Source organism: Bacteriovorax sp. HI3, from assembly GCF_059738875.1.
In genome coordinates, this window is record NZ_AP026946.1 from 2,414,175 (window position 1) to 2,428,074 (window position 13,900).

General features: G+C 41.5%; 16 protein-coding genes. 7 read left to right on the top strand and 9 right to left on the bottom strand.

Going from position 1 to position 13,900, the window contains the following annotated elements; genetic code table 11:
* Nucleotides 1–8 precede the first annotated feature (8 nt).
* Both AC6JA8_RS11845 and AC6JA8_RS11850 read right to left on the bottom strand, forming a co-directional pair.
* Nucleotides 9–1,406: a M16 family metallopeptidase gene (locus AC6JA8_RS11845; RefSeq protein WP_497973973.1), complete on the bottom strand. Its 1,398-nt coding sequence runs from the start codon at nucleotides 1,404–1,406 to the stop codon at nucleotides 9–11.
* On the bottom strand, nucleotides 1,406–2,827 hold the full coding sequence (locus tag AC6JA8_RS11850) for a M16 family metallopeptidase (protein ID WP_102244026.1): 1,422 nt from the start codon (nucleotides 2,825–2,827) through the stop codon (nucleotides 1,406–1,408). The genes AC6JA8_RS11845 and AC6JA8_RS11850 overlap by 1 nt, the downstream gene beginning before the upstream one ends.
* 85 nt (nucleotides 2,828–2,912) lie before the next feature.
* On the opposite strand from AC6JA8_RS11850, the gene AC6JA8_RS11855 reads away from it, so the two are divergent.
* The 7 genes from AC6JA8_RS11855 to AC6JA8_RS11885 all read left to right on the top strand — a co-directional run bounded on the left by AC6JA8_RS11855 (nucleotide 2,913) and on the right by AC6JA8_RS11885 (nucleotide 8,318).
* Nucleotides 2,913–3,728, top strand: coding sequence for an MBL fold metallo-hydrolase (locus AC6JA8_RS11855; protein ID WP_497973974.1), 816 nt, complete (start codon nucleotides 2,913–2,915; stop codon nucleotides 3,726–3,728).
* Between the two features lie 12 nt (nucleotides 3,729–3,740).
* Nucleotides 3,741–4,304: a hypothetical protein gene (locus AC6JA8_RS11860; RefSeq protein WP_497973975.1), complete on the top strand. Its 564-nt coding sequence runs from the start codon at nucleotides 3,741–3,743 to the stop codon at nucleotides 4,302–4,304.
* Nucleotides 4,304–4,708 carry a FixH family protein gene (locus tag AC6JA8_RS11865; protein ID WP_497973976.1) on the top strand — a complete coding sequence of 135 codons (405 nt, stop codon included), beginning with the start codon at nucleotides 4,304–4,306 and terminating at the stop codon, nucleotides 4,706–4,708. The genes AC6JA8_RS11860 and AC6JA8_RS11865 overlap by 1 nt, the downstream gene beginning before the upstream one ends.
* Complete coding sequence (locus tag AC6JA8_RS11870) at nucleotides 4,708–6,003, top strand: FesM (protein WP_497973977.1); 1,296 nt, start codon at nucleotides 4,708–4,710, stop codon at nucleotides 6,001–6,003. Before AC6JA8_RS11865 ends, AC6JA8_RS11870 begins: the two co-directional genes overlap by 1 nt.
* Nucleotides 6,004–6,010: 7 nt before the next feature.
* Nucleotides 6,011–6,520, top strand: coding sequence for a hypothetical protein (locus AC6JA8_RS11875; protein ID WP_497973978.1), 510 nt, complete (start codon nucleotides 6,011–6,013; stop codon nucleotides 6,518–6,520).
* Between the two features lie 89 nt (nucleotides 6,521–6,609).
* Nucleotides 6,610–7,716 (top strand): alanine dehydrogenase, encoded by a 1,107-nt coding sequence (gene ald, locus AC6JA8_RS11880; RefSeq protein WP_142409332.1) that lies wholly within the window; start codon nucleotides 6,610–6,612, stop codon nucleotides 7,714–7,716.
* Nucleotides 7,717–7,835: 119 nt separating this feature from the next.
* Nucleotides 7,836–8,318, top strand: a complete 483-nt coding sequence (locus AC6JA8_RS11885) for a flagellar basal body-associated FliL family protein (protein ID WP_102244032.1) — start codon at nucleotides 7,836–7,838, stop codon at nucleotides 8,316–8,318.
* 55 nt (nucleotides 8,319–8,373) lie between these two features.
* On the opposite strand, the gene AC6JA8_RS11890 is transcribed toward AC6JA8_RS11885, so the two are convergent.
* The 7 genes from AC6JA8_RS11890 to AC6JA8_RS11920 form a co-directional block, all read right to left on the bottom strand.
* Nucleotides 8,374–8,547 (bottom strand): hypothetical protein, encoded by a 174-nt coding sequence (locus tag AC6JA8_RS11890; RefSeq protein WP_497973979.1) that lies wholly within the window; start codon nucleotides 8,545–8,547, stop codon nucleotides 8,374–8,376.
* Between the two features lie 62 nt (nucleotides 8,548–8,609).
* Nucleotides 8,610–9,350 carry a rhomboid family intramembrane serine protease gene (locus AC6JA8_RS11895; protein ID WP_497973980.1) on the bottom strand — a complete coding sequence of 247 codons (741 nt, stop codon included), beginning with the start codon at nucleotides 9,348–9,350 and terminating at the stop codon, nucleotides 8,610–8,612.
* 12 nt (nucleotides 9,351–9,362) lie between these two features.
* Nucleotides 9,363–9,779: a methylmalonyl-CoA epimerase gene (gene mce, locus AC6JA8_RS11900; protein WP_102244034.1), complete on the bottom strand. Its 417-nt coding sequence runs from the start codon at nucleotides 9,777–9,779 to the stop codon at nucleotides 9,363–9,365.
* A gap of 51 nt (nucleotides 9,780–9,830) precedes the next feature.
* The gene (locus AC6JA8_RS11905) at nucleotides 9,831–11,669 is read right to left on the bottom strand and encodes a hypothetical protein (protein ID WP_497973981.1); all 1,839 of its coding nucleotides are present in this window, start codon (nucleotides 11,667–11,669) and stop codon (nucleotides 9,831–9,833) included.
* A 167-nt stretch (nucleotides 11,670–11,836) separates the two neighbouring features.
* Nucleotides 11,837–12,544, bottom strand: a complete 708-nt coding sequence (locus AC6JA8_RS11910; protein ID WP_497973982.1) for a hypothetical protein — start codon at nucleotides 12,542–12,544, stop codon at nucleotides 11,837–11,839.
* Nucleotides 12,545–12,599: 55 nt separating this feature from the next.
* A complete protein-coding gene (locus AC6JA8_RS11915; protein WP_497973983.1) occupies nucleotides 12,600–13,319 on the bottom strand; it encodes a hypothetical protein in 720 nt (239 codons plus the stop codon).
* 11 nt (nucleotides 13,320–13,330) lie between these two features.
* Entirely contained in the window at nucleotides 13,331–13,867 is a 537-nt protein-coding gene (locus tag AC6JA8_RS11920; RefSeq protein WP_497973984.1) for an asparaginase domain-containing protein, read from the bottom strand.
* Nucleotides 13,868–13,900 lie beyond the last annotated feature (33 nt).

Genomic DNA, 13,900 nt, shown 5'->3' on the forward strand with positions numbered 1-13,900 from the left:
ATTCATTTTTATAAGTATTGTTTGTAGTCTACGACCTTAAGCGGCCCGTATTTTTTTGTCAGCGCTCTTAGTTTTGGTTCAATTGATCTATCCCCAAGGACAAAGATCGTCTGTTTTTTCATTCCAAAAATATCGCCAATCTTCTTGGCCACATCTTTAGCATTGTACTTCTTGACTGCATCTTTAAAGTCAAAAAGATCAGAGTAAGGTTTTCCAATGTGATCCAGTAAAAGCAGCTGACCCAAGAAGGCCGGGTTGCTTTCGAACTTGAATGGATAAGCGCCAATCATCCCTTGAGTTGAGCGGTCTAAATCTTCTTCGGTAATTCCTTCTGTGTGAATCTTAGTAACTGCTTCATCAATAACTTCAATGAGACGGTCAATCGTCTGGTTTTTAGTAAACGTTGAAATCCCCGCTCTTCCGTATTGTTTCTGAGAAGAGATGAACGAACCAATCGAATAAGTTAAGCCGCGCTTCACACGCACTTCGCGCATTAAGCGAGAGGTAAAACCGCCACCCAAGAAATCAGAGGCTAAAGCATCCAGGTTTCTTTCGTTTGTTTCATCGTAGTTTAAGAAACGTCCGATGCGCAATTGAACCTGGTTAGCATCTGGAACCGGAACGAAAATAAACTCTCTTTTTGCCGTCTTTTTCTTGGGAGCATCAACCGCTCTGACAAAATCAGAATCTGAACCCTTAAAGCGGCATTCATCAACCAGGATTTTTTCCAATGCAAGAGCACTTTTTGGACCTGTCAGGTAGATGCGTTTTTTTACATTATCCAGGAAGTAGTTCATCTGCCCACGAAGTGCGGCCGGCGTATAGGTTGCCAGGTCTTTAAGCTTTCCGGCAACCGGGTAAGAGTATGGAGTTCCACCTAGTGAAATTTCACGAAACACTCTTTCTGAAAGACCTTGAGGTGAGGCCACAAGACTTTGCAGTCCGTTTCTTTCTAATTGTAGTTCTTTTTTAATGACGTTTTCCGGATAAGTCGCCGATCTCATCAGTGAACAAATCTGAGTCATTGATGTTTTTAAATCCTTCGTTAAACCCGAAACAGTGACTGTACTGTATTCATGAGTGACGTCCGCCCCAAACTCTGTTCCTAAGAATTCTAACTGGTCTAAAATTTCTTTTTGAGAGAGTTTATCTGTTCCTGAGTCTAGAAGATTAAAAGCGTGAATAGAAAGACCATTCTGCCCTTTTTTCTCACTTAAAGCACCATCTGCAAAATAGATGGTCAAATCGTAAGTTGGGAAACGATTGTCTTCAATATAAACAACATCAATGCCGTTCCACTTTAGGCGTTTAATATTATCTTCAATCGCGACAGGCTTAGCGCCCGAAGCGGCAAAAGCATTAAATGAAAGGCCCAGGGCCGCAAGTAAGACTAATGGTTTTTTCATTATTTTTTCTCCGCGGTTTTAGGGTATTTATCCCAAGTTGAAATGAAGATGGACTTCGACTCTTCTAAAACTTCGCGGCAGGCAATCTGCACTTCGTTTTCTGAAATTGAGTTATAAATTTCCATTTCCTTTAGACCGTAATTAAAATCACCGTGCCACTTTTCGTTGCGGACAATCGTTGAAGCGACACCAGCATTGGTCTTAAGTTGATTGTAACCTTGGGCCAGAATCTGGTTCTTTGATTTTTGCAGAGAACGCTGGTTGATCGACTGGTCACACATCTCTTTTAAGTCACCTTCGATTTGTTTTTTCACGTCTTCAATCTTTTTGCCTTCCATTAACTCTCCGGCAAAGTAAAAAACACCCGAGTGAATCAGGTTAAAGTTAGAAAGATTGATTTCAGTCAACATCGGTTCATCAGACTTTACGTATTTCTGTGTTAAGTAAGAGCTTCCCCCATTTCCAAGAATCATCGCCAGAAGGTCCATAACATAAGACTTTCTTGTCCCCAGTTTTTCTCCCTGGAAGGCCATGACAAATTTTGGAATCGGGTTTGTTGCGTAAAACTTGTACTCTTGTCCAAATTCAGCTTTCGACTTAAACACTTCTTCACCTGAAGTTTTATCTTTTAGCTCTTTAAGTTTTTCTGATCTTGGAATGACTCCGTACTTTTCTTCAATCTTTTTAATGACTGTATCCGGGTCAACGTCACCAGAGATAGCGATAATGGCGTTGTTTGGAACGTAATAGTTTTTAAAGAACTCCATCATTTGATCGCGAGTCAGCGCTTTTAAGTCTGCCTCTTCACCGATAACTGATTGTCCGTATGGTGTGCCGGCAAAAACTTTTTTCATTAACGCCAAGAAAATCAATCCATCCGGACTGTTTTCATAACGCATTTTTCTTTCTTCAAAGATAACCTGTCTTTCACTTTCAAACGACACTGGCTCTAAAAGCAGGTTTTGCATACGGTCTGCTTCCATGTCGATCATCGTATCCAAAAACTCCACCGGGATGTTTTGATAGTAAACCGTCATGTCATTTGTTGTATAAGCGTTGGTCATACCACCGCTCTTTTCTAACAACGTATCAAATTGACCTGGGCCGTACTTCTTTGCTCCCTTAAACATCATGTGCTCAAGAAAATGTGTCGCCCCTGTTGTGCCAACACCTTCATCTCTTCCACCAACGTCAAAGAGTGTGTAATAAGACACAATTGGAAGTTTTGGATTGGGTGCAACAAGAACGGTTAGACCATTTCTTAACACCACTTTTTTTACATTGAAGCCCGCTTTAAGCGGCGCAGACTTTGAACCCATCCCCATGCTCGAACATGCATCAAAAAGAAAGACCACTGCCGTAAGCGACAAGACCTTAATTAATTGTGGAGATTTCAAAAGTTTTAACTTTCTCGGTAACATAATTTTTGTTCCTTGATCTCTTATAGTTGAGTTAAAATTATACTGCTTCTCTGGCCAAAAACAATCAGAACAAAATGGGCCCTAAATGGAAAAATCTCTGAATAAAAATATGTTAATGGCACTTGGTACAGGCACCAGTGTAGGAATACCGCAAATAGGTTGTTCGTGTTTAGTGTGCACTTCACTTGATCACCGCGATCAGAGAATGAGAACAAGTGTCTTCATTCAAACAAAAAATGGACAACGCATTCTCGTCGATACAACTCCTGACCTAAGGACACAAATACTTAGCAATAAGATATCCGCAGTTGATTTTGCTATTATCACTCACGAACACGCCGATCATTTGCACGGGATTGATGACCTTCGCCCTTTTTGTTTTGGACCTCCTCCCAGAGAGATTCCTGTATTTGCCAACGCCAGCACTAAGGCCTCAATTGAGGCACGCTTCCCTTATATCTTTCATCACAAAGGGCCTGTTTTAGGAGGAGGAATTCCTCGCCTGCAATTGCAGTCCGTGGAGCTTGAAAAACCAACGACACTTTTTGGAGAAGAGTTTTTCTTTTTTAACTACCCACACGGGCACGCGGAAACAATGGGTTTTATCCTGGGCGATCTCGCCTATATCGTCGATTGCCACTCTTTGCCTGATCACATCGTAAAAATCCTCAAAGAAAAGAAATTAAAACTCCTGATCATTGACTGCCTAAAACAAGGCAGCCACACGACGCATTTAACTGTTGAGAAATGCTTTGAGTATGTGCGGGAAATAAAGGCCGAGAAAACTGGTCTAATACATATTTCGCATGATCTTTCCCACTCTGTTTTAAAGGAGCTGGCCATGAGAGAATTTGGAGAATCGGTTTTTCCATTGTATGATGGTCAAAAGCTATTTTATTGAGAGGACTCTTTTATGACGACAGACACGATGATTGCCGGAGAATCCCGCTACAGAAACTTTATTAATCTGATTAATACGAATAAACATGAATTCGCTTTAAGAGTTTATGCTTTTATTGTTCTTGCTCACTGGGCAGAACATTTAGTTCAGGCGTTTCAAATTTTTGCTCTTGGATGGCCTCGCCCTGAATCGCGTGGAGTTTTAGGTCACTGGTTTCCGTGGCTCGTCTCTTCAGAACTTATGCACTACCTTTATGCCCTATTCATGTTAGTGGGTCTTTGGATTCTGAGAAAAGGATTTGTAGGAAGAAGCTACAAATGGTGGATGGCCTCTTTTGCTATTCAGTTCTGGCACCACATTGAACACTTTCTTCTTCAGCTTCAGGCGATTCTTCATACCAATTTCTGGGGCTCACCTGTTCCAGTAAGTATTCTGCAGCTCTTTTACCCACGCGTAGAACTGCACCTTTTCTACAACACAATTGTTTTCATCCCAATGGCCGTTGCGATGTACATGCATCTTTTCCCGACAAAAGAAGAAGAGGCACACCAGCTGTGCACTTGTGCGATTAAATAATGAAAAAGCTCGCAGTTGTTTGTTTATTCCTATTCATCGCCCTTGGACTTTTCTTCTTAAAAGAAAATTTCAACCTGAAATCCAGGGGCGAAGCTAAAAAGGCCGATGTGGTTTTAACCTGGGATTATAATCCTAAATCCATTGACCTGCAGACTCCGGTCAATTTCACTTTTACCTTAAAAGACAAAGAAGGGAAAAATATCGAAAACGCTAAAATCGATATTGAGGCGACCATGAATCACGGTGGAATGATCCCTATTTTTACTGAAGCGACTTATTTAAAAGACGCCATCTACAGCACCCGTTTTAAACTGACGATGCTAGGTGAATGGATTATTTTCCTGACGATTACTCTACCTGATGGCTCAGTGGCCAGCAAAGAAGTCGTGTTGCAAACCAATTAATGAAATCCCAGAAAAAAATCCTCTTATCAACTAAAACCATTTTTCAGTTTCTTCTGCTCGTGGCCTCAGTGCTCTTAATTGCTGAGGGTCTTTGGGGAAATCCCTTTGCGCCTAAAAACCTGGCCACACAATTTGTCTGGGTTCACTACCGCGGAGTTTTGGTTTTTGTTCTCCTTTTACTCGGCAATTATTTTTGCATGAGCTGCCCTTTTATTTTTGTGAGAAACGCTCTGCGAGTTTTTCATGCTCCTAAAAAACTCTGGCCTAAAAAACTTCAAAATAAGTGGTTGGGGATTTTTCTTTTAATCACCATTCTTTTTACCTATGAATATTTTCATCTTTGGTCGAGCCCGGCGCTTACCGCCTGGATTATCATCGGCTACTTTCTGATTGCAGTCTTTGTGGATCTCACTTTTAAAAAAGCAAGCTTTTGTAAATACCTCTGCCCTATCGGCCAGTTTAATTTCCTCTCAAGCACGATGAGTCCCGCCACAGTTAAAGCAAAAAATCTTTCTGTCTGCGAGAGCTGTACGACCTATGAATGCTTAAAAGGTGTCGAAAAAGACGGCGAGATTTTAAAACGCGGATGCGAAACCTTTTTATTTATCCCGAAAAAAAATGGGAACCTCGATTGCACTTTCTGCATGGACTGTGTGGCGGCTTGCCCTTATGACAACGTCAAAGTTGAAATGGTCCTGAGCGGTGAAGAGCTACAAGAAGACTCTCCTCGCGCCGGAATTGGACTCTTAACAAAACGTTTGGATTTTCTTTTACTCATTGTTGTTTTTACTTTTGGGGCGCTCTTAAATGCCTTTGCCATGACTGGCCCTGCTTACGATTTAACGATGACTTTCTCTGATGTGACGGGCATCCAAAATAACTTCGTCCTACTTTTGTCGCTCTTTATAACTTTTTTAATTCTCCTGCCTCTACTGCTGATTTCTAAAAAAGATTACAAACTAATCCCGACACTCTTGCCTCTTGGTTTTTTTATCTGGGTTTCTCACTACAGTTTCCATTTACTCACCGGCCTTTTTGCTTTTGTCCCACTTTTATTTAAAATCCAGCTCTCTAATTCCATGATGGGCGTGCCAACCCACATTGTGACACCTATACAATACGGTTTTTTACTTTTAGGATTTCTAGGATCAATGACGTTGGTCTGGATGGGAAAAAATGAAAAACGCGCGCAGCTTAAGTGGAGTGGCACTCACCTGGCGATTTTTCTTTTCGCCCTTTGGGTCATGTCACTTCCGATGGAGATGCGCGGGACTTTTGTAGGTATTGCCCCGTAAAAGATTTATGAAATATTTTTTAATTCTGTCTTTTTCTTTTTTTGCTTCAACTCTTTTTGCCCATGAAGGTCCACCCTTTCCCATTTTAGTCGACCATAAATTTGGCGAGTATAAACTCTCTGTCTGGGCAGACCCGGATACGGAAAATGGAACTTTTACATTTTACCCTGAAGGGGAAAATCTAAAAAAAGACGATCTCTATTTTGAAATCAAGGCCCACCCACAAGGGCGCCCGGAACCCATTTTAAAGAGTACGGCCCTGATTCCAACCGAGGATAAGGGCAGATATTCTTATACTGCGACACTTCCTTTTCCCAGCAATGAAATCTGGGACATTATCGTAGTCGTCAAAAATAAACAAAATGGCGATACCTTAACCAGTACCACTGTCCCTGTGGAAGTGACCCCTCCAGGCCCAAATAAGACCGAATTTGTGGTTTATACGCTGCCTTTTCTCCTGGTTGCCTTCATCTGGGTCAGAGTCATGATTCACAAGCGCAGAAAAAAGAACCCCTGAAAGCATTACCACCCCCTTCCTTTTCTCCTCATTTTGTGGAATTCTCATGGGATATTTTTTGAGCCCTAAAACCTATGAAGGAGATAACTATGATTATCGGAGTACCTAAGGAAATTAAAAACAATGAAAACCGTGTTGGTATGGTTCCAGGAGGAGTAAGAACTCTTGTCGCTGACGGACACACTGTATACGTTCAAAAGAACGCTGGTGTTGGTATCGGTATCGAAGACGCAGAATTCGTAAAAGCTGGAGCAAAAATCCTTGATACAGCTGCTGAAGTTTTCGAAAAATCAACAATGATCATCAAAGTAAAAGAGCCTCAAGCAGTAGAGATCGCAATGCTTAAGCCTCACCACATCCTATACACATACCTTCACCTTGCACCAGATCCAGAGCAAACAAAAGGTCTAATGAAGTCAGGATGTACAGCAATCGCTTACGAAACAATCCAAAACGCAGACGGATCACTTCCTCTTCTAGTTCCTATGTCAGAAGTTGCTGGACGTATGTCAGTTCAAATCGGAGCTGCTTACCTTCAACTAGATAAAGGTGGAAAAGGTGTTCTACTTGGTGGAGTCCCTGGTGTTAAACGCGGAAAAGTAACTGTTCTTGGAGCTGGTATCGCTGGTACAAACGCGATCCAAATGGCAATGGGAATGGGAGCTTCTGTAACAGCAATCGATATCTCAACTAAGAGACTTGCTGAACTAGACGCTCTATACGGATCTCACATCACAACTCTTTACTCAAACCCAGATAACATTGAAAAAGCTGTTCTTGAATCAGACCTTGTTATCGGTGCAGTTCTTATCCCAGGTGCGAAAGCTCCTCACCTTGTAACAAGAGACATGATCTCTAAAATGCAAAAAGGTTCAGTAGTGGTAGATATCGCTGTTGACCAAGGTGGATGTATTGAAACTTGTAAGCCAACAACTCACGAAAATCCAACTTTCGTCGTTGACGGTGTCGTTCACTACTGTGTAGCGAACATGCCAGGTGCAGTAGCTCGTACATCAACATTTGCTCTTACAAACGTAACTCTTAAGTACGCTCGTATGATCGCAAACATGGGTGTTGAAGAAGCTGCTCAAAAAGATAAAACATTCCGTCCAGGGATCAATATCTACAAAGGGACACTTGCTTACGAACAAGTAGCAAATGACCTAGGACTTACTTACACAAAACTTCCTTTCTAGTTTAAAAGATAAAGGGTCGCTTTAAGCGGCCCTTTTTTTTGCCCTCTTTTCCGATCAAGACACTCCAGTTTCTTTTTCCATGTTTTTATTTTTCCCAAACGTGTTAAAATCATTTGTATATGACCGGTAAAAAACTCGTAGACATGATTCTCTTAGGCGTAATGGTTCTGGCAACACTCGCTGTTGTTGGTCTCTTCTATTACACTGAAAAAGTCTATAAGAAGCCACCTATTGATGAGGCCGCGATGAAAGCTGAGCTTCTCAATACTGTGGACTCTAAGGCCATTCCTACCTTCTTTAAAGTCGACAAGATGACTATCAGCTTAGTTCCAAAAAACGAAGCGGCCAACTCGCGCATGAGATGGTTAGAAGTGGAAATGCATTTAGTTCTTTTTGAAGCAAAAGATTTGGATGAAGTGAAAGCTTACCTTCCAATGGTTCAAGACCGTATCATCGACATCACTTCAAAAATGGGAGCTGATGAACTCAACTCGCTTTCTGGAAAAATTCTTTTAGAGGATAGACTCAAGAGAGAGATCAACAAGTCGATGAAGAGACCTGTCGTAAAAAACATATTCTTTGCAAGTTTCATTGTTCAGTAAAATAAAAAAGGCCCTCTTACGAGGGCCTTTTTGTTATATCAATTTTAAATTCAAACTACTCGTCGTCGATTGCTGAATCTTCTTCAGTCCAAGTAGCGTTCTTAGCTTCATCAGGCATTCCATCAAGATATTTCTTAACTTCTTCTTTCGTTACTTTGCCTTCAGCAATTAGTTTATCTCTTAAACGAACGTCCATTAATTTTTCTTGTAATGCTCTACTTAGTCTCATGTATGCCTCTTTTATGGTCTTTAAAAAAATTTTAGTTTACGACAAGTTAGCACCAAATCAGCCTATTGCCAATACTTAGGCGGCTTCTCTGAGTCATCTTTCACAATTGTCAGCTTTGCCTTGCTCTTAGGCTTAGATCTCACCTGCGTCATTTGGCTCATTTTATCTGAAAGCGCTCTGAAATTGCGATGAGAGATCACAATCATAAACACATAGGCCGAAGCAATGGCCCCCAATTGACCCCATGCCCCAACACCTGTCGGGCTGGCGATTCCCTGATAAAGAGAGATCACAACCAGGATCATGCAAAAGTATTTGGCCTTAACCGGGATGAGCATCAGGAAAGAAAAGATGCGATCCGGGTAAATTACAGCGTAGGCCAAACACAGAGCGCCCACAATTCCTGAAAGACCTGTCAGTGGGAAAGAAAAAATCACGCTGCTTTGAAAAAAGATTCCAACAACTAAAAGATAAAGAAGAGCTCCACCTAAAATCGTTGTCAGGATAAAACTTAAATAGCGCTTTGTTCCCCAGTTTGATTCAAACTCTGAACCCATTAACCAAAGCATCAAGCAATTTAAAATCACTTCGATGATTGAGTTAGATAAAAAAGGATACGTCAGCAAGCTGTAGACATGTCCGTGAAACACTCTTTCCGCTGAAAGACCAAGCATACTTCCTAGTCCAATTCCACCAGCTCTTGCCAGGATAAAATCCAGGATGAAAAGCACACTTGATAAAATGATCAAGGCCTTATTGACCAGTGAAAGTTTGGGAAGATAGATTTGAGACTGCATGTTCATAAATCAAAAATCCTAAGATTGTTTTGTGGCGATTTCAATTAAAACACCACCAGTTGATTTCGGGTGAACAAAATTCACCAGGCAATTGTTAGCACCAGGAACTGGTTTTTCATAAATCATTTTGTAACCGTTCGCTATCATCTCTTCGGTTTTTTTTGCGACATCAGGAACCATAAAACTCATGTGGTGAATTCCTTCCCCATTTTTCTCGATGAATTTCTGAATTGGCCCTTCGCCGTTAATCGGACACACCAGCTCGATATGAGCGTGTTCGTCGACGTGAGCAAACGCTGTTGTCACTTGTTGTGAAGGAACTTCTTCTCTGACAGGATTAAAAGTAAGGCCCAGGTCTTCCCACACTTTTTGAGCGCGGTCTAAGTTAGAGACAGCAATGGCCACGTGATCTAGGTAACAGTCTTTATTAAACATTTTTTATGCCTTTTCATTGTTTACGACTGCTCTATTTTAGAGAGTGAATCCCTATGGGTCAACTGCTTGTGAACAGTCGGTAGGGTCAAAGGCCGGAATCGCCGGAACTGCAGGCGGAATACAGTAACCCGCAGTACACTCACCGTACGTTTCCACTGCTGGACAACGAAGTGTACAGGCCTGTGTACCATCGGCATTTGTTCCGTTCTTCACGATTTTACAAGTTGCAACATACTCAGGCTTACAAAACTCGCGAGACACGCAACGCTGACCTGCTGTTTTGCTACAAAGAACCGGAGTTGTTCCACTTGGATTGTGAGGCTGGCAAGAACCAGTTGATTGGTTACAACATAAGCTTGAACATTCAAAGTCTGATGAACAAACATCACCCACTGGACGGTTTCCGTTAACCGGAGTCTGGTCCACACACTGAGTAACGAGTTCTTTAGACCAACAACGAGAGTTGAAACAACACTCATCTGATCCACATGTTGAAGATGATTCACAACGCTTGAAGTTTGAAGTTAAAACTTCTTTTCCTTCGCTATCAACTGTTGAAGCTTTTACTAACTGAAGCTTGATTGTTCTATCAGTAGTGATGTTAACTTCAGAGCCATCTTTCATATAAAAGACTTCAATTGATCCGTTAACATTACAAGAGCCAACGTTTTCAGCTGTAGTCACATCATATTGCATAACACGAAGGTTACACCCGTCGACATACTTTGATGTCCCCGTTGAATCTGCTACTAATGTACTTCTTAAACCAAAACGAGATGATGATCCGAAATAACGAACATCCTGGTTTAGTTTCACTTTCCCGGCGCGCGGGAATAATAAAGACCTAAAACCTGTGTATGGATCAAGTGTTGAGTTTGAAACTTCAAAGAGACCTTTTGAGCTGTTAAAAATCGCGTTTCCTGTAATCTTCCATGCCGATGGATTGATAGCACGATATGGGCCTCTGTATCTCATTCCTAAAATAAGATCATTGTAGTTAAGACCAGTCAGTGTTTGAGCAAAAAGATCATTGAATCCAACGTAGTCTTCATAATCAGGAAGACACATTGAGTTTGCAGAAGTCGCCAGTGTCGGGCTTCTGGTCACTCCACTTCCCACTGTCCAGATTTGCGGACGAGTTGGAATGGTTGTCAGTCCAGTTGAAGAGTCATACATCGTTGCATCTGTCACTTTGGCGTAAGCGTATAGACACTTGTCACCAGCTTGTGAACAAGTTGCGTTTGTCGATGTTGATGAATCAAATGTCGGGTCATCTTCCAGAGACAGACCACGGCAATACAGACCGCCATCGCGGTTATTTTGAACGACGGCCTTTTCAGTCCCATCGCTATTAAGAGCTGTGTAATCGTTGTAGTCAAAGAGGTCATAACCCAAACGCATTTTGCTAAACGGTTTTGAGTTCATATCAACAACAAGAACTTGAATGTCAGTTTGTGGCACAATCCCCGGCGCTCGCGCAATCGTGGCATCAAGCACGACAGGTTGTTTATCAAGACCAAAATTAAAGCGCACCTTTACCAGTTTATTTTGAAGGGCCCCGACGTTTAGTCCGGCCAGGTAAAGATTCCCTTTATAGTTTTTTGGGATTGTTAGTTTCTTTTTGTATGTACCATCGAATGGGTCAACTAAGTGTGAAAGCTCAACCTTCACTGATTGCAGAGTCGTATCACTAGATCCAACACCTGATCCATTTGGAAGAGAGCCTGAACCACTTCCCGTTCCTCCTGTCCCAGTCAGACCTGAACCTGTAAGAGTTTTTTTGGCCCTGACTCCAGAGTTTTCAATACATGATGTAAGCAAAAGCGCCCCTAACATCATGAGGAGTGGAAAACGCTTAATTAAATTGTGAGAGAAAGTCTTAGTTCCCATACTTAACTTCTCGGTTCTAGATACTAATATTTTAATTTTAAACGAGTCCGTATTGGAGGTTTTGACCGACAAGTTCGCTCAAGAAGTGATATTTCCAAAGCTTAGCTTAAATTATGGAAAATTGTGGAAAGGGCCCCTAGGCAAAAAAGTGCAACTGATAGTGGGCACTAAACATATTCTTCGCTGGCAACCATTGCGGCCAGCTGCTCTTCTCGCAAATGTTGGTAGAGATTGATCATCAAAAACGAAGAGAAAATAATGTTGAGTGGAAAGAAAATGGCCTTAAAAACTCCGATGAAAAATGTGAGATAAAGATTATCAGAATACGGGATACTCGCCGGAATCAGCTGGACTAGTGATAAAAATAAAAGGCCTCCAAGCACCATCAGAAATTTCTCTCTCCCAATTAAGTCAATACTTCTGCGAATTGGATACCAGCCCTCACCTTCTTCATAAACGGCAATAAAAGGGGCCATGGAAAGAATAACAAAAAGCACGATTCCCGGCAGAACTAAAAATAGCGACCCAAGCCCGGCAATGAACATGGTCACAATTGATGTCAGCATAAACGTCAATGTGTTATTAAAAAGATTTTCTTTCGGCACACTCAGGTCGCGCGACTTTCTCACCAGGATAATGTCAGCGATGACCATAGAAGAAAAAGGCAGAAGCAAGAAAGAAGAGCTGATTTGAAAAATCACTTTCTGTGCATTCGTGGCCATGGGAAAAAATTTAATACGAGTGATATCGATAATGAAATACATCGCTAAAAGAAAAAAGAACGAGAAATCCAAAGGAGAAAAATACTCCCGGAAATCGGCGAACGAGCGCACGATGATGCTCTTTAAGTGATGAAGACTTGTCATTACTTTCATTCTACTCTGAATAAACAAAATTGGTTGCGGTTTTTTTTACGCTCCAGTAAATCTTTTACTGGCTTTGATCATTGAGCTGGTGCTTTAGGTAATAAAAAATTCTAACAGAAGTCACAGTGAGAGCGATCATCGCAGCGGCATCGAAAAAAGCATACAGCAGGTTAAAGCTTACCACAAAACGCCAGTCAGGTATTTGGTCAAAAGCAAATGACGGCAGCTCTACCAAGAAAGAAAGAACCCCAAAACAAATGATTAAGAGCACATCCTGGCGTGCCATGCGATAACTTATTTTAAAATAATTTATACTATCGTTATCAATTAACACCGACGCCAGCGCCACCATCGCCACAAAAATGGCAACAATTAGACCCACTAGCACGGCTAAACCAATCATAACAGGCTGAGACATTCCCGCCATCGATCCGACAAGAAGCACAGACCCTGGGCCAATAAGAATGATGAGAACTGAATAAAGCGAATAAATTAAATACGTCGGAACTGAATAAAGGAGCTGCTCTTTTTCACGGTGTTTATAACGGGATTTTTCAATCAGGATAACGTTGACGATAATCACTAAGCTGGCAATTCCCACACAAAGTGAAAAAATAATTTCCGGCACACTCTGCTCCGGGAATCCAAAGGCCTGCCAAGGAATTGAGGCCATCACATCGACAAAGAAAAAGGCAATGTAGCTCGCCAGGTAGACGCGGAAGTTTTTTAAAATAAACTGCCATGATTCTTTAAGAAATTTAAAAAAGCGCGCAATTGATCCCATGATCCTCTTTCCTATTTTTCTTCAAATGTTCTTTTTTCTTTATTCTTCTGCACGTGAGGCACTTTAAAAATCTGATTGTGAAAAGAAATATAAAATCCTGGCGATAAAAGTCTTGCGGCCAGGAGTGCTTCCGTTACATTTTGAGTAGCGTCCGTATCATCAAAGCCCATCGGAACCATCGCACCAGTAAAAACGACTGGCACGGCAGGATCTTTAATTCTAAGAAAACAATACTCCGCCGTCAGGGCCATCGTGTCTGTTCCGTGAAGAACGACAATGGGTGCCTCTCTTTTTAGGTCTTCTGCAATCGTCTCACAAATCAGCTGCCTGTCGGCATCATCCATATAAAGAGAATCTTTTGATAAAAGCGGGTGAACTAAAATATTTGTGTACGGCAAACGTAGCTTGGAAAGGATGCGGTTTTTAATCGAAGTCCCTCTATTTTCCAGTGATCCATCGAATTCATCGTATGTTTTCTCAATAGTGCCGCCCGTTGTAATAAGCAGGACGTCTTTAGGAGCATTTTTTTCATTATTTTTTTGTGGCATAACCTTGACTCGAGTTCATTCAAAACCATATTG

Coding starts and splice junctions, on each gene's coding strand:
- AC6JA8_RS11845 (WP_497973973.1), bottom strand. CDS start 1,406: ATGAAAAAACCATTAGTCTTACTTGCGGCCCTGGGCCTTTCATTTAAT.
- AC6JA8_RS11850 (WP_102244026.1), bottom strand. CDS start 2,827: ATGTTACCGAGAAAGTTAAAACTTTTGAAATCTCCACAATTAATTAAG.
- AC6JA8_RS11855 (WP_497973974.1), top strand. CDS start 2,913: ATGGAAAAATCTCTGAATAAAAATATGTTAATGGCACTTGGTACAGGC.
- AC6JA8_RS11860 (WP_497973975.1), top strand. CDS start 3,741: ATGACGACAGACACGATGATTGCCGGAGAATCCCGCTACAGAAACTTT.
- AC6JA8_RS11865 (WP_497973976.1), top strand. CDS start 4,304: ATGAAAAAGCTCGCAGTTGTTTGTTTATTCCTATTCATCGCCCTTGGA.
- AC6JA8_RS11870 (WP_497973977.1), top strand. CDS start 4,708: ATGAAATCCCAGAAAAAAATCCTCTTATCAACTAAAACCATTTTTCAG.
- AC6JA8_RS11875 (WP_497973978.1), top strand. CDS start 6,011: ATGAAATATTTTTTAATTCTGTCTTTTTCTTTTTTTGCTTCAACTCTT.
- ald (WP_142409332.1), top strand. CDS start 6,610: ATGATTATCGGAGTACCTAAGGAAATTAAAAACAATGAAAACCGTGTT.
- AC6JA8_RS11885 (WP_102244032.1), top strand. CDS start 7,836: ATGACCGGTAAAAAACTCGTAGACATGATTCTCTTAGGCGTAATGGTT.
- AC6JA8_RS11890 (WP_497973979.1), bottom strand. CDS start 8,547: ATGAGACTAAGTAGAGCATTACAAGAAAAATTAATGGACGTTCGTTTA.
- AC6JA8_RS11895 (WP_497973980.1), bottom strand. CDS start 9,350: ATGAACATGCAGTCTCAAATCTATCTTCCCAAACTTTCACTGGTCAAT.
- mce (WP_102244034.1), bottom strand. CDS start 9,779: ATGTTTAATAAAGACTGTTACCTAGATCACGTGGCCATTGCTGTCTCT.
- AC6JA8_RS11905 (WP_497973981.1), bottom strand. CDS start 11,669: ATGGGAACTAAGACTTTCTCTCACAATTTAATTAAGCGTTTTCCACTC.
- AC6JA8_RS11910 (WP_497973982.1), bottom strand. CDS start 12,544: ATGAAAGTAATGACAAGTCTTCATCACTTAAAGAGCATCATCGTGCGC.
- AC6JA8_RS11915 (WP_497973983.1), bottom strand. CDS start 13,319: ATGGGATCAATTGCGCGCTTTTTTAAATTTCTTAAAGAATCATGGCAG.
- AC6JA8_RS11920 (WP_497973984.1), bottom strand. CDS start 13,867: ATGCCACAAAAAAATAATGAAAAAAATGCTCCTAAAGACGTCCTGCTT.